17 protein-coding genes and 1 rRNA gene are annotated in these 16387 nt (G+C 57.0%); all 18 read right to left on the minus strand.

What is annotated here, in order from left to right; translation table 11 throughout:
* Positions 1-213, minus strand: a 16S ribosomal RNA gene (locus F591_RS0119905); the annotation flags it as partial.
* 425 nt (positions 214-638) lie between these two features.
* Positions 639-2135, minus strand: coding sequence for a lysine--tRNA ligase (gene lysS, locus F591_RS0119910; protein WP_019536376.1), 1497 nt, complete (start codon positions 2133-2135; stop codon positions 639-641).
* A 79-nt stretch (positions 2136-2214) separates the two neighbouring features.
* The gene (gene greA, locus F591_RS0119915; RefSeq protein ID WP_019536377.1) at positions 2215-2691 is read right to left on the minus strand and encodes a transcription elongation factor GreA; all 477 of its coding nucleotides are present in this window, start codon (positions 2689-2691) and stop codon (positions 2215-2217) included.
* A 240-nt stretch (positions 2692-2931) separates the two neighbouring features.
* Positions 2932-3957, minus strand: coding sequence for a tRNA dihydrouridine synthase DusB (dusB, locus tag F591_RS0119920; protein ID WP_019536378.1), 1026 nt, complete (start codon positions 3955-3957; stop codon positions 2932-2934).
* 46 nt (positions 3958-4003) lie between these two features.
* Positions 4004-4216: a helix-turn-helix domain-containing protein gene (locus F591_RS0119925; protein ID WP_019536379.1), complete on the minus strand. Its 213-nt coding sequence runs from the start codon at positions 4214-4216 to the stop codon at positions 4004-4006.
* Positions 4198-4713: a 2-amino-4-hydroxy-6-hydroxymethyldihydropteridine diphosphokinase gene (gene folK, locus F591_RS0119930; RefSeq protein ID WP_019536380.1), complete on the minus strand. Its 516-nt coding sequence runs from the start codon at positions 4711-4713 to the stop codon at positions 4198-4200. Before folK ends, F591_RS0119925 begins: the two co-directional genes overlap by 19 nt.
* A gap of 3 nt (positions 4714-4716) precedes the next feature.
* Positions 4717-5079: a dihydroneopterin aldolase gene (gene folB / locus F591_RS0119935; protein WP_019536381.1), complete on the minus strand. Its 363-nt coding sequence runs from the start codon at positions 5077-5079 to the stop codon at positions 4717-4719.
* Positions 5080-5108: 29 nt separating this feature from the next.
* Complete coding sequence (gene folP, locus F591_RS0119940; protein WP_019536382.1) at positions 5109-5930, minus strand: dihydropteroate synthase; 822 nt, start codon at positions 5928-5930, stop codon at positions 5109-5111.
* A 57-nt stretch (positions 5931-5987) separates the two neighbouring features.
* Positions 5988-6869, minus strand: coding sequence for an aminodeoxychorismate lyase (gene pabC / locus F591_RS0119945; protein ID WP_019536383.1), 882 nt, complete (start codon positions 6867-6869; stop codon positions 5988-5990).
* Positions 6866-7447, minus strand: a complete 582-nt coding sequence (pabA, locus tag F591_RS0119950) for an aminodeoxychorismate/anthranilate synthase component II (RefSeq protein ID WP_019536384.1) — start codon at positions 7445-7447, stop codon at positions 6866-6868. The genes pabC and pabA overlap by 4 nt, the downstream gene beginning before the upstream one ends.
* A gap of 4 nt (positions 7448-7451) precedes the next feature.
* Entirely contained in the window at positions 7452-9029 is a 1578-nt protein-coding gene (locus F591_RS0119955; protein ID WP_019536385.1) for an anthranilate synthase component I family protein, read from the minus strand.
* Positions 9030-9189: 160 nt separating this feature from the next.
* On the minus strand, positions 9190-10128 hold the full coding sequence (cysK, locus tag F591_RS0119960; RefSeq protein WP_019536386.1) for a cysteine synthase A: 939 nt from the start codon (positions 10126-10128) through the stop codon (positions 9190-9192).
* Between the two features lie 83 nt (positions 10129-10211).
* Positions 10212-11153 carry a peptidyl-prolyl cis-trans isomerase gene (locus tag F591_RS0119965; RefSeq protein WP_019536387.1) on the minus strand — a complete coding sequence of 314 codons (942 nt, stop codon included), beginning with the start codon at positions 11151-11153 and terminating at the stop codon, positions 10212-10214.
* Between the two features lie 73 nt (positions 11154-11226).
* On the minus strand, positions 11227-12096 hold the full coding sequence (hslO, locus tag F591_RS0119970; RefSeq protein ID WP_019536388.1) for an Hsp33 family molecular chaperone HslO: 870 nt from the start codon (positions 12094-12096) through the stop codon (positions 11227-11229).
* A 61-nt stretch (positions 12097-12157) separates the two neighbouring features.
* Positions 12158-12922: a type III pantothenate kinase gene (locus F591_RS0119975; protein ID WP_019536389.1), complete on the minus strand. Its 765-nt coding sequence runs from the start codon at positions 12920-12922 to the stop codon at positions 12158-12160.
* Complete coding sequence (gene nadC, locus F591_RS0119980; protein WP_019536390.1) at positions 12919-13794, minus strand: carboxylating nicotinate-nucleotide diphosphorylase; 876 nt, start codon at positions 13792-13794, stop codon at positions 12919-12921. Before nadC ends, F591_RS0119975 begins: the two co-directional genes overlap by 4 nt.
* On the minus strand, positions 13787-15400 hold the full coding sequence (gene nadB / locus F591_RS0119985; protein ID WP_019536391.1) for an L-aspartate oxidase: 1614 nt from the start codon (positions 15398-15400) through the stop codon (positions 13787-13789). The genes nadC and nadB overlap by 8 nt, the downstream gene beginning before the upstream one ends.
* Before the next feature lie 44 nt (positions 15401-15444).
* A complete protein-coding gene (gene nadA, locus F591_RS0119990; protein WP_019536392.1) occupies positions 15445-16383 on the minus strand; it encodes a quinolinate synthase NadA in 939 nt (312 codons plus the stop codon).
* Between the last annotated feature and the right edge of the window lie 4 nt (positions 16384-16387).

Here is a 16387-nt window from a genome sequence, read left to right on the forward strand (position 1 = left end):
CGTTTCTTGGCTCCCCCATGCGAAGAAGCCACCTATCCGGTATTAGCTACCGTTTCCGGTAGTTATCCCGGTCTTCCGGGCAGGTTGCCTACGTGTTACTCACCCGTCCGCCGCTCCGGATAATTCCCCGAAGGAAACCATCCAGCGCTCGACTTGCATGTATTAGGCACGCCGCCAGCGTTCGTCCTGAGCCAGGATCAAACTCTCCAAAAAGGATGTTGATTTAGCTCATTGCATTGACTTGCTTCAAGTCGCACAAACACTTGCTCGTTGTTCAGTTTTCAAAGGACAAGTTCATTTCTTAGTGCTCCTATCGGTTTTATCAACCTCTCAGAAGCGACCTTATTAATATAACACATCGCCAAACACAATACAAGAGGTAATTTCTAACGCCCATCCGTTTATTGTGTATCTCTCAAAGGCGACAATGACTAATATACCAGCTTTGCTTCGGCGTTGCAAGTGGAAATTTTTATAGTGACTATTTGCAGCTTCCAACTTTCCGGGACTGCGGAGAACGGAAGCAGGGTTTCAAGCTGCCGGTCTCTGAGGTGGCATGTCCATTCAAAGATGAGCGACCGCGGTCTAGCGGTTGTTTCAAAAAAAGCCGAACCTTAGGCAGGTCCGGCTTGCAACAATTATTCTCCTTGCCGCTCCCGCATCAGCGGGAACAGTAGCACATCGCGAATCGACGGCGAATCGGTCAGCAGCATGACCAGGCGGTCGATGCCGATGCCGAGACCGCCGGTAGGCGGCATGCCGTATTCAAGCGCGCGGATGAAGTCTTCATCCATCTCGTGGGCTTCATCATTGCCCTGCTCGCGCTCCTTGAGCTGCGCCTCGAACCGCTCGCGCTGGTCGATCGGATCGTTCAGCTCGGTGAACGCGTTAGCGTGCTCGCGGGCAACGATAAATAGCTCGAACCGGTCGGTAAACCGCGGGTCTGCAGCATTCTTCTTGGCCAGCGGCGAGATCGCGACCGGATGGCCGGTAATAAACGTCGGCTGAATCAGCGTCTCCTCGACAAAAGCTTCGAAGAACGCGTTGACGATATGGCCGAACGTCATCATCGGCTCGACAGGAACGTTATGTTTTTTGGCGAGGGCGTGCGCTTCTTCGTCGCTCATCTGTACGCTGAAATCGATGCCTACGACTTCCTTGATCGCATCCACCATCGATACCCGGCGCCACGGAGGCGTCAGATCGACCTCTTTCCCCTGGTAAACCAGCTTCGTCGAACCGAGCACCTCCTGGGCGATATGCGCGATCATGTCCTCGGTCAGGCGCATGATGTCCTTGTAATCAGCATAAGCCTCATACAGCTCGATCATCGTAAATTCCGGATTATGGCGAGTCGAAATGCCTTCGTTGCGGTAGACGCGGCCGATCTCGTATACCTTCTCCAGCCCTCCGACAATGAGCCGCTTCAAATGAAGCTCAATCGCAATCCGCATGTAGAGCTGCATGTCCAGCGCATTGTGATGGGTAATGAACGGCCGGGCGGCCGCTCCTCCGGCGATCGAATGCAGAGTCGGCGTTTCCACTTCCAAATAGCCGCGGCTATCCAAATAACGGCGCATGGATTGAATAATCCGCGAACGGGCGATGAAGGTTTGCTGAACCTCGGGATTCATGATCAGGTCCACGTAACGTTGCCGATAGCGAAGCTCGACATCCTTCAGACCGTGATATTTCTCCGGCAGAGGCAGCAGCGATTTGGACATGACCTCGACCTCGTTGGCCTTAACGCTCAACTCTCCGGTCTTCGTCTTGAATACCGTTCCTCGCACGCCGACAATGTCCCCGATATCCAAAATATCGAATGCCCGGTACTTGGCTTCTCCTACCGCGTCTTGGCGCACATAGATCTGGATTTTGCCCGTAATATCCTGAATATGGGCAAAACCGGCTTTCCCCATTCCGCGCTTCTGCATGATGCGGCCGGCAATGCTGACTTCCGCCTGCAGACTCTCCAGCTCTTCCTTGCTTTGGTTCTCGTATGCCTTGAAAATGTCTCCCGCCAAATGAGTCCGCTCGAATTTTTGCCCGAAGGGATCGATGCCCAGCCCCCGCAGCTCATCCAATTTGCCGCGACGAATTTGCAGCAGCTCGCTCAGTTCCAAATCCACTGTCATGATTCCAACTCCTTGATCGTATGCATTCGGATTTGCTCATCTTAAACCGAAAAAGCTTCCAAAGGAAGCTTCTTTCGTATCACTTCTTGATGTCTACGATTTCATACTGAATAACGCCGGCAGGAACATTGACATCAACGATATTGCCCTTCTTTTTGCCTAAAATCGCCTTACCGACCGGGCTTTCGTTGGAAATTTTATTTTGAAACGGATCGGACTCCGCTGTGCCGACTATCGAGTACTCCACAATATCGCCGAATTCCAAATCTTTCAAGGTGACGATCGAGCCGACACTGACCGTATCCGTATCCACTTCGTCATTATTGATGATGCGAGCGTTGCGGAGCATCTTCTCCAGCGTAATGATCCGTCCTTCGATGAAGGCCTGCTCATTCTTCGCATCCTCATATTCGGAGTTCTCGCTGATATCCCCGTAGCCGATCGCAATCTTAATCCGTTCGGCTACCTCGCGGCGCTTGACGGATTTCAGGTGCTCCAGTTCTTCCTCCAGCTTCTTCAAACCTTCTTGCGTGAGAATGACTTCCTTTTCGCTCATAACTCCATATCTCCCGTCGTGTGAAGATTTTCATATATCGAGCTGTTCAAGTCGAGTATGAATTCACGTATTCTACTATATGAACGGGCTGAGATGTGATGCATCCGAAAAATGCACCATCATTCATCAGAAATTAACTATTGACTGATTATATTTCAAGCCCATTCAAATGTCAATGTAACCCAGAACAGGAACGGCGGGGCACATGCGACGCCGAAGCGAACGATAGGCCTGCTTCGATTAATGAACGGCCTTTGCCGGATTTTCTGCCGCATCGTCTGCCTGAGCATCGCCTCGCTCCAGCGAAACGATATACTGCTCCAGCAGCTCCGCGATCGCGTCTCTGCTCGTCATCTCCATAATCGAATCCTTGATGCGGGCCGCTCCGCGCAATCCCTTCAAATACCAGGCCAAATGCTTGCGCATTTCGCGAACCGCCGTATTTTCCCCCTTAAGCTTAACGAGCCGGTCCATATGCAGGATGGCAATGCGAATCTTCTCCGCCGGCGTCGGCTCATCCGGCAGCACGCCATGGGTCAAATACTCGATCGTACGGTACAGCATCCACGGATTGCCGAGCGCCGCCCGGCCGATCATCACGCCGTCCACGCCGGTTTCGTCAAGCATGCGTCTCGCATCCTCGGGAGTGAAGACGTCCCCGTTGCCAATCACGGGAATGGACACCGACGACTTGACCTCCTTGATGATCTCCCAATTCGCCTTGCCGCTGTACATCTGCACGCGGGTTCTCCCGTGGACGGATACGGCGGAGCCGCCGCCGTTTTCCACCGCTTTGGCATTCTGAACCGCATAAATATGCTCGTCGTCCCAGCCGATGCGCATTTTGACCGTGACCGGCTTCGAGACCGCCTTGACGACCTCGGTAACCATCTGTTCGATTTTGCCGGGATCGAGCAGCCAACGGGCCCCCGCGTCGCATTTCGTAATCTTGGGAACCGGGCAGCCCATATTGATGTCGATAATATCGGCATTCGTATTGGCATCGACGAATTTGGCCGCTTCGACGAGCGTCTCCGTGTCGCCTCCGAAGATTTGCAGACTGAGCGGCTTCTCCCGTTCATCCACATAAAGCATCTCGAGCGTGCGCTGGTTGCCGTGCAAAATCGCCTTATCGCTGACCATTTCGGCGCATACGAGGCCGCAGCCGAATTCTTTGGCAATCAGCCGGAAGGCCGGATTGCATACGCCCGCCATAGGCGCGAGCACGACTTGGTTCGGGGCTGTCACGTTTCCGATGGTTAACATAGATGTCTTCCCTCGCTTTCTTGCCCTTTGGAAGAAGATGGCCCGGTCAACGCGATGAGGAAGATAGCTCTTCCGGATCGATGCCGAGCGCTTCGGAAATTTGCTGGATCAGCTTAGGATCCGCCCTGCGCGTTCCCCGCTCGACCGAGCCGAGAACGGCCAAGGATATATCGAGCCGGCTCGCCAGCTCGTTCTGCGTGTAGCCTTTCAGCTTGCGAAAAGCGCGAATGCGCTGGGCTACTAGAGTGTTTTTGTCCACAACCTGACGCCTTCCTTTCCATCCACCCGTTTCAGTTGCTTAAGCAACGCTTCCGCCTGTTCCGGCCGGGCCGAAGACATGACTTCAATCAACGGTACGAGTACAAAAGCGCGTTCCATCATGCGCGGATGGGGAAGCACCAGCTCGGGGTCGTCCTGCGCGACATCGTCGAACAGCAGCAGATCGAGATCGATAGTCCGGGGACCCCAGCGGATGTCGCGTTTTCTGCCAAGCGCCAGTTCGACCTCCTGCATCACCCGCAGCAGACGATCCGCCGAAAGCGCAGTGCCGACTTCCGCCACCATGTTAAGGAACGGCCCTTGCTCGACCATGCCGACCGGGTCGGTCTCATAAACGCCGGATAGCGCGGTAACGCATACTTCGGGATGCTTCTGCAGCAGGCTCAGCGCCTGCCGCAAATATCCCTCGCGATCCCCCAAGTTGGTGCCGAGTCCGATATATGCCGTATGCGCCAGCTCTCTTGCTGCTGCATTCATGATTTATGCCCGCTTTCTGTAAATTTCAACCGCTACCCCGTCAAACAAAATCGCCGCTGGCGGGTGCGGCTTTCGTACGCGTACAGTCAATGCATTTATACTAGTATAAGTTCGAAGCAGTTCAGATGCAACCTGCTCCGCCAATGCTTCAATTAATTGGAACGGCTTCCCTTCCACGATCTCTTTCACCAGAACGTAAGCCTCGGCATAATTGACCGTATCTTCAATGCGATCCGAGCGGCCCGCCCGCTGCAGCGGCAGCTCCAGCTCCAGATCGACAATAAAGCGCTGGCCCAATCGGTTTTCCTCAGGGAACACCCCGTGATATCCGTAAAATTGCATGCCTGTCAGCGTAATTTTATCCATAAGTTTATCGCCTCTTCCGCCTCTTCCCGTTATCGCATTCGCACCATCGCATCCGTCATCCGCGCGACCCTGGACATCGCCCGAACGTCATGCACCCGGACGATGCGGCAGCCTTGCGCGATGCCCAGCGCCACGGTCGCCGCCGTACCTTCGACTACATCGTCCGCAGGAAGCTGCAGCGTGTTGCGGATCATGCTCTTGCGCGAAGTTCCCAGCAGCACGGGAAAACCAAGCTCTACGATACGATCCAAATAATTCATGAGCTGCAAATTTTGCTCGTACGATTTGGCGAACCCGATGCCGGGGTCGAGAATGATCTGCTCGTCACGAATGCCCGCCAGCCGCGCCCGCTCCACGATTTGGCGCATATCCTCAATCACGTCTGGAATAAAATTAGCATACACCGCTTCCACCCGATTATGCATGAGCACGATCGGACAGCCCCAGCTTGCCGCGATGCGCCCCATCTCCGGATCTTTCAGCAGCCCCCATATGTCGTTGATGATGTGGGCCCCCGCCTCGAGGCTTTGCCGGGCCACTTCGGCCTTGTACGTATCGACGGAGATCGGCGCCTTTAGCCCCGCTTCCTTAAGAGCGCGGATAACGGGGATGACGCGGCGAAGCTCTTCTTCCAGCGAAACCGGGGCACTCCCCGGGCGCGTCGATTCGCCCCCGACATCGATCATATCGGCTCCCTCTTCCACAAGGCGAAAAGCATGCTCCACCGCCAGCTGCGGATCGGTGTAGCGGCCGCCGTCCGAGAACGAATCCGGCGTCACATTCAAAATGCCCATGATGAGCGTCCGGTCCAGCGGCAGCTGCCATTCTCCGCACGTCAGCGTTCCAGCCATCAAGCATCCGCTCCTTTCCTTGCCGCAATGAATGGTTGTCCAGCCTTACGGCCCAATCTAAACTCCCGGCGCACGGCCCGCACGCCAAGCTTCCTGCGCATACGCCTCGCGCAGCCGCTTCGTCCAAGGCCCTGCGCAGCCATTGCCTACCGGATAGTGCCGGCCTTCCCCATCGAACAATGTGCCGACAGCCACCAGCTCCTGTACGGAATTGGTCAAAAACACCTCGTCCGCTTCCCGCAGCGCCTCCCACCGGTAAAAGCCTTCTTCCGTCTTCAGCCCCAAGCGCTGCGCAAGCTCAAGCACGAACTGGCGGGTGACGCCGGGCAAAATGCCCGTTCCCAAATCGGGGGTATGCAATACGCCATCGCTCACGAAAAACACATTGCTGACCAAGCCTTCGGCCAAATAGCCCCGTCCATCGAGGAACAGCCCTTCCGCTCCGGAAGCCCAGGGGTAGCCGAGCAGCTCCCTTTTGCCCAAAATATTGTTCATATAATGCAGAGACTTCAGACGAATGCCGGACTCCGGCGTGTTGCGGGAAAGCCGCAGCAGCTGCAGGCTCCGGCTCGCCCCGCTTGCGGCAGGAAGCGGCTTGACGTACACGACGACAGTCGGCCGATCATAAGCGTTCCCCGGCAAGCCCAAAATATCTTCCCCCGCCGTCACCGTATACCGGACATAGGCATCCGCCAACGCGTTCGCTTCGAGCAGCTGCGCGATCAACCGCTCCACATCAGCCACCTTCGGCTCAAAGCGGATCGCCAGCTCCGCGAGCCCCTGCCGCATCCGGTCCAGATGTCTGTCGAGCAGGAAAGCGCGGCCCCCATACGTCCGAAACGTCTCAAACAGGCCGATGCCATACAGAAAGCCGTGATCGTATATAGAGACCACGGCCTGCGAATCGTCTATGCATTGTCCGTTCAGGCCGACGATCACCGCTTGTTCGCCGCCGACCGCTGCAGGAAATTGCGCAGCATTTGATGTCCGTGATCGGTAATGATCGATTCGGGGTGGAACTGTACGCCTTCGATGGCATATTCCTTGTGGCGCAGGCCCATGATTTCCCCTTCTTCCGTCTGCGCGCTGATTTCCAGACAGTCCGGAAGCGTATCGCGCCTGACGATCAGGGAATGGTACCGCGTAGCCGTGAACGGGGACGGCAGCCCTTGAAACACGCCCTTGCCGTCATGATAGATCGGCGACGTCTTCCCGTGCATAAGCCGTTCGGCCCGAACGACCTCCCCCCCGAAGGCTTGTCCGATGGACTGGTGACCCAGGCATACGCCCAAAATCGGGATTTCCCCTTTGAAGCGGTCGATCAGCGCCAGGCTGACTCCCGCTTCGTTAGGCGTGCACGGGCCCGGCGAAATCAGAATGTGGTCCGGCTTCATCGCCGCAATCCCGTCCAAATCGATCTCATCGTTGCGGCGAACCTCCACCTGCTCGCCCAACTCTCCCAAGTATTGCACCAAATTATACGTAAACGAATCGTAATTGTCGATGACCAGGATCATCGTCTCAACCTCCCCGAGTTCGAGCCGCATAACGCTCGCTGTATTGAATCGCCTTCCACATCGCCTTGGCCTTGTTGATCGCTTCCGTATATTCCTTCTCCGGCACCGAATCGATGACGATGCCCGCGCCTGCCTGCACGTAGCCGATCCCGCCTGCAGCAACAAGCGTTCGGATGACAATATTAAATTCCATATCGCCGTTATAATCGATCCAGCCGATGGAGCCTGTGTACGGTCCGCGCCGCACCGGCTCCAGTTCCTCGATAATTTCCATCGTGCGGATTTTGGGGGCTCCGGTAATCGTCCCGCCCGGGAAGCAGGCGGCGATCACATCGAACGCATCCCGGCCTTCGGCCAGCTCTCCCTCCACCTGCGATACGATGTGCATAACATGGGAGTAATATTCGACGGCCATCAGCTCCGGCACCCGCACGCTGCCGAAAGCGGAGATGCGGCCCAGATCGTTGCGCTCGAGATCGACCAGCATAATATGCTCGGCTCTCTCTTTCTCGTGGCTCAGCAGCTCTTCCGCCAGCCGGCGGTCCTCCTCGGGAGTGCGGCCCCGCGGCCTCGTTCCCGCAATCGGCCGCGTGCGCACCTTGCCCCGCTCCAGCTGAACGAGCAGCTCCGGCGAGCCGCTGACCAGATGGAAATCGCCGCAGCGAAGCAGCCCCATATAGGGGGAGGGATTCACCCGGCGCAGCCATTCGTAGATCTCCTCGGGAGCCGCCGCGAGCTTCTTGTGCTGGCGCACCGACAGATTGACCTGGAACACGTCCCCGGCGCGGATGTAATCCTGTATCGAGCGAACGGCGGCCATAAACCGCTCCTTCGAAAAATCGGCCTTGAGCTCCGGAATCGTCTCGATATCGACCTCAAGCCCATCCTCCTGCAGCGAACGAAGCTTCTCCTCGTGAGCCTTCGCCGCCGCGGCATGGCCGCTTCCTCCCGTCCATTCGTCCCACTGCCGCTTCATCCGACCGGCTTCCCGCTGCGCCGCCTCGTACGTCAGCCTGAGTTCGGCTTCGGAATGTATCGCTTGCCCCACCGGCGAATGGATGGCGCAATACAGCGCGCAGTCGGCATGATCGACGATCCACAGCTGATCGATGCGGTAAAATGCGTAGTCCGGCACCGGCAAGTCGTCCGCCGCCTGCGCCGGCAGCTTCTCCAAGCTGCGAACGACGTCATAGCCCCAAAACCCGACGCAGCCTCCCGTCCATTTCGGCACTCCCGGCACGGCGGGCGAGCGATACGGGCGAAGCCAGCGTTTGACGAGATCAAGCGGTTTGCCCGACCAGACGCCCGCAATTCGCCCTTCCGAATCGGCCAGCACCGCTTCGTGTCCTTTCCCGCGAATGGACGATGCGGGGCGCAGACCCAGGAACGTGTAGCGGCCGTCTTTCCCGCTCTCCAGCACGAACGAGCCCGGCCTTGCTTCCCGCCAGGCCGCGCTCCAGCTGGCAGGGCGGTCGCAGCCTGGCGCCAGTTGGTAACGGGCGATGTAAGGAAGCATCGTATATGCCTCCCCGCCAGCCTCGTCCTTCCAACGATCCCATTGTTCCCAAGATGTCAATATCATTCCTGTCCGCTCTCCTTCTATGCGTCCAATGGGCTGACCTGCCCGCAGGCATGCTTGTTGCGCATTTGTTGGACTAAGTATACCGAAAACGACGTATGAAAAAAAGCCCCTCAACCGCACTTAACGTTGAAGGGCTTGCCCTGCAAAACTCAGAATGGAATCAATCCTCAAATTGGTACAGCGGAGTCGAGAGATACCGTTCGCCGTTGGAAGGAACGACTGCCACGACGCGTTTGCCGGCGCCAAGCTCCTTGGCTACCTTCAGAGCCGCGAAGATCGCCGCGCCGGAGGAAATGCCGCCCAGAATGCCCTCTTCTTTGGCTACCCGGCGGGATGTCTCGAACGCCTCATCATTCTCTACCTTAATGATGCCGTCATATACTTTCGTGTCGAGAATTTCGGGCACGAATCCGGCTCCGATGCCTTGAATTTTGTGAGGGCCGGGATTGCCCCCGGACAGCACCGGGCTCGCAGCCGGCTCCACCGCATATACGCGGATGCCGGGGAAGTTCTCCTTCAGCACGCTGCCTGCGCCTGTAATCGTGCCGCCTGTGCCGATACCGGCGATGAAAGCGTCGAGCTTGCCGTCATGGGACTTGATCGCCTCGACGATCTCCGGGCCAGTCGTTTCGCGGTGAATTTTGACGTTCGCCTGGTTCTTGAACTGTTGCGGCATGAAGTAACGCGGATTCTCGGCAACAATCTCCTCCGCGCGCTTAATGGCCCCCTTCATCCCTTCCGCTCCCGGCGTCAGCACGAGCTGAGCGCCGTAAGCGCGAAGCAGGTTCCGGCGCTCGACGCTCATCGTCTCCGGCATGACCAGAATCGCTTTATATCCTTTGGCCGCGGCGACCATGGCCAGTCCGATCCCCGTGTTGCCGCTGGTCGGCTCGACGATCGTATCGCCAGGCTTGATCCGTCCTTCCTGCTCGGCTGCCTCGATCATGCTGAGCGCGATACGGTCTTTGACGCTGGCTCCCGGGTTTTGAAATTCAAGCTTCACGTACACTTCGGCGCTGCCCTCCGGCACGACACGATTCAAACGAACAAGCGGCGTATCCCCAATCAACTGAGTAACATTCTGAACTAACTTGGCCATTCGTGTCTCTCCTCCTGGGATGATCCCGATATATTCCGAGTAAAATGGTAGGTATTATGTCTTAATCTTAACAATGACCCCTATTACTTGTCAATACTTAAATATACCGATACCTTCCATTTATCCCGCAGTTTCGCGAGCATATCCCGGATCGGAGGAGCTTCTTGCAGAGCCAGCTCCTTGCGCACCTGCTCGCGTACGATCTTCATATCGAGCGGCGCCTCTTCCTTGCGCTCCTTCACCTTGACGATAACATACTGGTCGTCAATCTTCAGCGGCTTGCTGACCTCGCCTGTTCTCATCGTCTTGACGGCGTCCATCACCGCCCGCGGCACGAACGGGTCGTCCGCTTCGACCCAGCCCATATCTCCGCCGGCATCCCGGGTCGCATCGTCGAGCGAACGCTCCTTCGCCACCGCCTCGAAATCGGTTCCCCGCGCGATATCGTTCATCGCCCGGTTGGCATGATCCAGGCTGCCTACTACGATGATCTGCAGATGCATCTGCACCCGCCCCGCGAATTGTTCGGGGTGCGCCTTCACATATTCATCCACCAGCGCATCGTCGATCCGAATATCTTTGATCGCCAGCTTTTCGGTTAACAGCTTATTATAAATATCGTTCTCCAGCGCTTCCCTGGTTAATCCGAGCTGTTCCTTCATCGATTCATAGAATTGCTGCTCGCTATCGTAGCCTTGCTGCATCCGTTTCAATTCCTGTTCGATCTCGGCGGGGGTAACGCTGATGCCCAATGACTGCCCTTCCAACTGGACGACTTCGGTATCGATCATCTGATTCAACTGCTCCTTGCCGTACTTCTGAACGAGATGGTCCAGAAGCTGCTGCCGCGTAATTTCAGTATCTCCGATCACAGCGACGACATCGTCCGCATGGGCAGTTCCCGGCTCGCTCGGCTCGGGAGAAGCGGGCGCGCGGAAGATCTCGGCAGCCAGTATAGAAGAGAGGACAATCACAGCGGTAAGCAAAACGGCATTGGTGGCCCACAGCATTTTAACGTTTCGCATTCCAATTAGTCCCCTTGGTATGGTCACTCTCTATCCGATCTTATCGAAAGCGGAGCCATCGCCGCGCAAATCCTTATATTTGCCGCAGCAGCTGCTCCAGATCATTGTGGTCAAAATGGTACGTCTCGTTGCAAAAATGACACACCAGCTCGGCCTTTCCGTCTTCTTCAAGAATGGATGCCAGCTCATCGCGGCCAAGGCTGATCAGCGTTCGCTCCACGCGCTCTTTGGAGCATTGGCATTGGAAGCGAAGCTCCATTCTCCCCAGCACCTGCACGTCCGGCAGCAATGTCGCCAGTATCGCTTCCACGCTTTCGCCGCGATCCAGCAGCGTCGTCACCGGCGGCAGCTTGGCGAGCTCGGCTTCGATCGACGTAATCTCGCCGTCCGATAATCCGGGCAGCAGCTGAATGATAAATCCGCCCGCCGCCTTCACCGTCCGGTCGATATCGACGAGGACGCCCAGCGCCACGGCCGAAGGCGTCTGCTCCGACTTGGCGAAATAATAAGTAAAATCCTCGGCAAGCTCCCCCGACACGAGCGGAACGCTGCCGCGGTAAGGGTCTTTCAGACCAAGATCCTTAATAATATTGAGAAATCCGTCCGTGCCGACGGCTCCGGCCACGTCCAGCTTGCCGATCGCGTTCAGCGGGAGATCCACATGCGGGTTGTCGACATACCCGCGCACTTCCCCCCGGGCATTCGCATCGGCCACAATCTGGCCGATCGGGCCGCCGCCTTTGATCTGGACAGTCAGCTTCTCCTCTCCCTTCAGCATGGCTCCCATCATCGCGGAGGCTGTCGCGGTGCGGCCCAGCGCCGCGGTTGCCGTCGGCGTCGTGTCGTGCCTGCGGCGAAGCTCCTCCACGAGGCGGCGGGTATCGGCCGCGAAAGCGCGGACCTTCCCTTGGAAGGCTGTCGCTCTGATCAAATAGTCTGACATGAATGATACTCCTTCACATGGTCCCTCTAATCATCAAGAGCGGCCGTAATGATATATGTCGTTATTGGTTTCTTTCGTAAATAAGCTGCAGTCCGAGCAAGGTAAGCCGGGGGTCGACCGTCTGGATCGACTCCGACTCGGCAGCGATCAGCTCGGCCCAATCTCCGGTCGCGACCACATGCGGGTTCGTACCGTATTCTTCCTTGATCCGGCTTACGATACCGTCCACCTGGCCGGCAAAGCCGTAGACGATGCCGGCCTGCATGGAGGCGACCGTGTTTCGGCCGATGACGCTTCGCGGCTTCACCAGCTCAATCCGCGGCAGCTTGGCAGCCCGCTGATACAGCGCCTCGGTCGAGATGCTGATGCCCGGCGCCACAGCCCCGCCTATGTACTGCCCCTTCTCGTCGATATAGTCGAATGTCGTCGCCGTTCCGAAATCGACCACAATACAGGGCGTTCCGTACAGCTCGATCGCCGCAACGGCGTTGACGATCCGGTCTGCGCCGACTTCCTTCGGATTTTCGTAGCGGATATTGAGTCCCGTCTTGATGCCCGGTCCAACGATCAGCGGACGTTTGCCTACATAGCTTTCGCACATTTGTTCGAATGCAAACATCAGCGGCGGGACGACCGACGAAATGATGACTCCGTCGACGCTGTCCAACGCAAGCCCTGCGTGGCGGAACAAATTGTCGATCAATATGCCGTACTCGTCGGAGGTTGCGGAGCGGTTCGTGCTGATTCTCCAATGGTGCAGCAGCTGCTTGCCTTCATAAACCCCCAGCACAATGCTGGTGTTTCCGACATCGACGGCCAGTATCACAACGCAACCTCCTTTTGCTCATTCAAGTCCAGACTAATGTCGAGCGATTGTACCGAATAGGTCAGCCTCCCCGCCGAGATGACGTCGACTCCCGTCTCCGCGATCGCCCGCACGGTCTCGAGCGTGACGGAACCGGAAGCCTCTACAATGATATGCGGCATCCGCCGTTTGATGCGCTGCACCGCTTCTTTTATCTGCGCGGGATTCATGTTGTCGAGCATAATGATGTCGGGACGGGCCGTCAGCGCTTCCTCCAGCTGCTCGAAGGATTCGACCTCGACTTCAATCTTCATCGTGTGAGGAATTTGCGAGCGGGCTGCCTCGATCGCCTTGGCCACGCCGCCGGCGCCTTTAATATGGTTGTCCTTGATCATGACGGCATCGTACAGGCCGAAGCGGTGATTGAAGCCGCCGCCTACCCGAACCGCGTATTTCTCCAGCAGGCGGTGTCCCGGCGTCGTCTTGCGGGTATCCACGATGCGCACGGGCAAGCCGGAGATCCGTTCCGCGAACTGCCGGGTCCGGGTCGCGATGCCGGACAGCCGCTGCAGCAAGTTCAAGGCCAGTCTTTCGCCCAGCAAAATGCTGCGGGTGCTGCCGGTCACCTCGGCCAGCACCGTTCCCCGCACGACCGCGTCCCCGTCGCGCACTTTAGCGGCAAATTGCAGCTCGGGATCGACCAGCTTGAATACTGCCGCGGCGACGGGAAGTCCGGCGACAATGCCCTCATCCTTCATATGAATGATGCCTTTGGACTGCTGCCCGGCGGGAACGGTTGCCATCGTCGTCACATCGCCCATGCCGATATCTTCTTCCAGCCACAGCTGCAAGCTGGGAAGTACAGCCTTCAGGTTCAAGTTGTCATCAAACATCGTCGATCCTTCCTTCCGTAATGCCATTGGTACGGTTAAACACCGTATGCTTGCGCCAGTTCGCGTCGTCCCGCCCAGGGAAATCTTCGCGGAAGTGTCCTCCCCGGCTCTCTTCGCGAATAAGCGCCGCTTCCGCCGACAGCAGTGCGAGCGTCAGCATGTTGGCAAATTCATATTCCTCACGTTTGGACAATATCGCGTCGAAGATGGACAGGTGACGCTTCAGCTCCTCATACCCTTTCTTAAGCCCCGCAGCGTGCCGCTTCAGTCCGACATGCCGCAGCATTACCTTCTGCAGCTTCAGACGTTTTTCGACGACTGGCTGCTTGCCGTTCGGGCCGCGATGAGAACTCTCCGCGATGATCGGCTTCCGCTCGGACGGCTCCATTCGGCGAATCCGCTCGACAATGCGCCGGCCGAAGACGATCGCTTCCGACAGCGAATTGCTGGCCAGCCGATTCGCCCCGTGAACGCCGGTGGAGGATACTTCCCCGCAGGCGAACAGCCGTTTGACCGTCGTCTCGCCGTTCAGATCGGTCGCTACCCCGCCCATCATATAATGAGCTGCCGGAGCAACCGGTATCCAGTCGGAGGACAGATCGAGGCCATAGTGCAGGCAAGTCTCGTAGATCGTAGGAAAACGATGTTTAACGCTTTCTTCCGATTCATGCGTAAAATCCAGAAATACGAAGGTCGACTTCGTCGCCTCCATCTCGCTTACAATTGCGCGGGCCACGATATCGCGCGGCGCGAGCTCCAGCTGAGGATCGTATTTCTCCATAAACCGTTCGCCGTTAATGTTGCGCAGAACGGCCCCCTCCCCCCTGACCGCTTCAGAGATGAGAAAACGGGGGGCTCCGGGATAGCATAAGGCGGTCGGATGAAACTGAATAAATTCGACATCGCGAATATCGGCGCCTGCTCGGTAGGCGATAGCAATGCCGTCGCCGGTGGCGACATCCGGATTGGTCGTATAACGGAACAGCTGACCCGCGCCGCCGGTGCACAGCACGGTCGCCATTGCCCTGACGAAGAGGCGCTGGCCGTCCGGCTTCTGTACCAGCGCGCCGCAGCATTCGCCATCCTCCGTAATCAGATCGATCACAAAATGGTCGTCCCATACGTCGATGTTCGCTTCCTGCTTCGCCTTCTCCGACAGGGCACGCACAATTTCCGCACCGGTCGCGTCTCCCTGCGCATGCAGAATGCGCCGCTGACTGTGAGCGCCTTCTTTGGTCAGTGCGAATTGTCCGTCCTCCATGTCGAATTCCGTTCCCATGCGGATCAGATCGTTGACGCCGGCCGGCCCCTCATGCACCAGCACGTCGACAGCCGAAGGAGAGCATAAGCCGGCTCCCGCCAGCAGCGTATCCTGCCGATGATATTCCGGCGAATCGTCTTCCGAGATGACCGCGGCAATGCCTCCCTGGGCATACCGGGTATTGCTGTCCAGCAGCGATTTTTTCGTAATCATTAGCACTTGATGCGTCTCGCTCGCTTTCAGAGCGGTGAACAAGCCGGCAATGCCGGCTCCGATCACCATCACCTCGGTGCGAACTTCAGGCAGGCTGCGCAAATCGAAGTCAATTAAATATCGCGGAATCATCATATTCCCCCCTTACCCGCGCCACAGCGAAGCAGCGCATGCCGCTACTTCACTTGCAGCATGCGCTCCAACGAGGCTCTGGCTTTATCGGCTATATGCGGCGGTACATAAACCTGGGGCTGCATCGTCTCCAGGCACTTGACCACTTTTTTCAGATTGTTGACCTTCATGTTCGGACAGACCAAATACTTGGTGGCAAAATGGAACTGTTTATGCGGACTATCCTTGCGAAGCTGATAGCCGGTCCCGTCCTCGGTGCCCACGATGAATTCCTGGCAATCCGATTCGCGGCAGTATTTGATGATGGCCGTCGTGCTGCCGACGAAATCCCCCATAGCGACTACTTCCGGGCGGCATTCAGGATGAACGACGAATTGCGCGTTCGGATGCAGCCTGCGCATTTCCTCCACGTCTTTGACGGTCAGCATGTCGTGAGTGTTGCAATAACCTTCCCAAATAATGATTTTTTTATCGGTAAACTGGGAAACGTAATGACCTAAATTTTTGTCCGGCACCCAAATGATTTCTTCCGCATCGACCGATTCGATGACCTTGACGGCGTTCGCCGAAGTACAGCAAATATCGGTTTCCGCCTTCACATCGGCCGACGTATTGATATAAGCGACAACCTTCGCGTTCGGATGCTTCGCTTTGAGCGCCTTCAAGCCATCTACATTCACCATATCCGCCATCGGACAGCCGGCCCGCTCGTCGGGAATGAGCACGGTCTTGTTCGGGGCCAAAATTTTGGCGCTTTCGCCCATAAAATGAACGCCGCAAAAAACGATCGTTTCCGCATCGGTCGATGCGGCCTTCTGTGCGAGCAGGAAGGAATCGCCGCGAAAATCGGCCACTTCCTGAATTTCGTCCCGCTGATAATAATGAGCTAAAATAATGGCGTTGCGTTCCTTCTTGAGTACTGCCAGCTTCTCTTTGAGCTCCTTCAGCTGTTCCGCCTTACGCTCCAAAGCCAAAGCCTCCATGTCG

Source organism: Paenibacillus ginsengihumi DSM 21568, from assembly GCF_000380965.1.
Lineage (GTDB): Bacteria > Bacillota > Bacilli > Paenibacillales > NBRC-103111 > Paenibacillus_G > Paenibacillus_G ginsengihumi.

Coding starts and splice junctions, on each gene's coding strand:
- nadC (WP_019536390.1), bottom strand. CDS start 13,794: ATGTTTGATGACAACTTGAACCTGAAGGCTGTACTTCCCAGCTTGCAG.
- nadA (WP_019536392.1), bottom strand. CDS start 16,383: ATGGAGGCTTTGGCTTTGGAGCGTAAGGCGGAACAGCTGAAGGAGCTC.
- cysK (WP_019536386.1), bottom strand. CDS start 10,128: ATGGCCAAGTTAGTTCAGAATGTTACTCAGTTGATTGGGGATACGCCG.
- folB (WP_019536381.1), bottom strand. CDS start 5,079: ATGGATAAAATTACGCTGACAGGCATGCAATTTTACGGATATCACGGG.
- folK (WP_019536380.1), bottom strand. CDS start 4,713: ATGAATGCAGCAGCAAGAGAGCTGGCGCATACGGCATATATCGGACTC.
- hslO (WP_019536388.1), bottom strand. CDS start 12,096: ATGTCAGACTATTTGATCAGAGCGACAGCCTTCCAAGGGAAGGTCCGC.
- pabA (WP_019536384.1), bottom strand. CDS start 7,447: ATGATCCTGGTCATCGACAATTACGATTCGTTTACGTATAATTTGGTG.
- dusB (WP_019536378.1), bottom strand. CDS start 3,957: ATGTTAACCATCGGAAACGTGACAGCCCCGAACCAAGTCGTGCTCGCG.
- F591_RS0119955 (WP_019536385.1), bottom strand. CDS start 9,029: ATGATATTGACATCTTGGGAACAATGGGATCGTTGGAAGGACGAGGCT.
- F591_RS0119965 (WP_019536387.1), bottom strand. CDS start 11,153: ATGCGAAACGTTAAAATGCTGTGGGCCACCAATGCCGTTTTGCTTACC.
- lysS (WP_019536376.1), bottom strand. CDS start 2,135: ATGACAGTGGATTTGGAACTGAGCGAGCTGCTGCAAATTCGTCGCGGC.
- greA (WP_019536377.1), bottom strand. CDS start 2,691: ATGAGCGAAAAGGAAGTCATTCTCACGCAAGAAGGTTTGAAGAAGCTG.
- nadB (WP_019536391.1), bottom strand. CDS start 15,400: ATGATTCCGCGATATTTAATTGACTTCGATTTGCGCAGCCTGCCTGAA.
- folP (WP_019536382.1), bottom strand. CDS start 5,930: ATGGCTGGAACGCTGACGTGCGGAGAATGGCAGCTGCCGCTGGACCGG.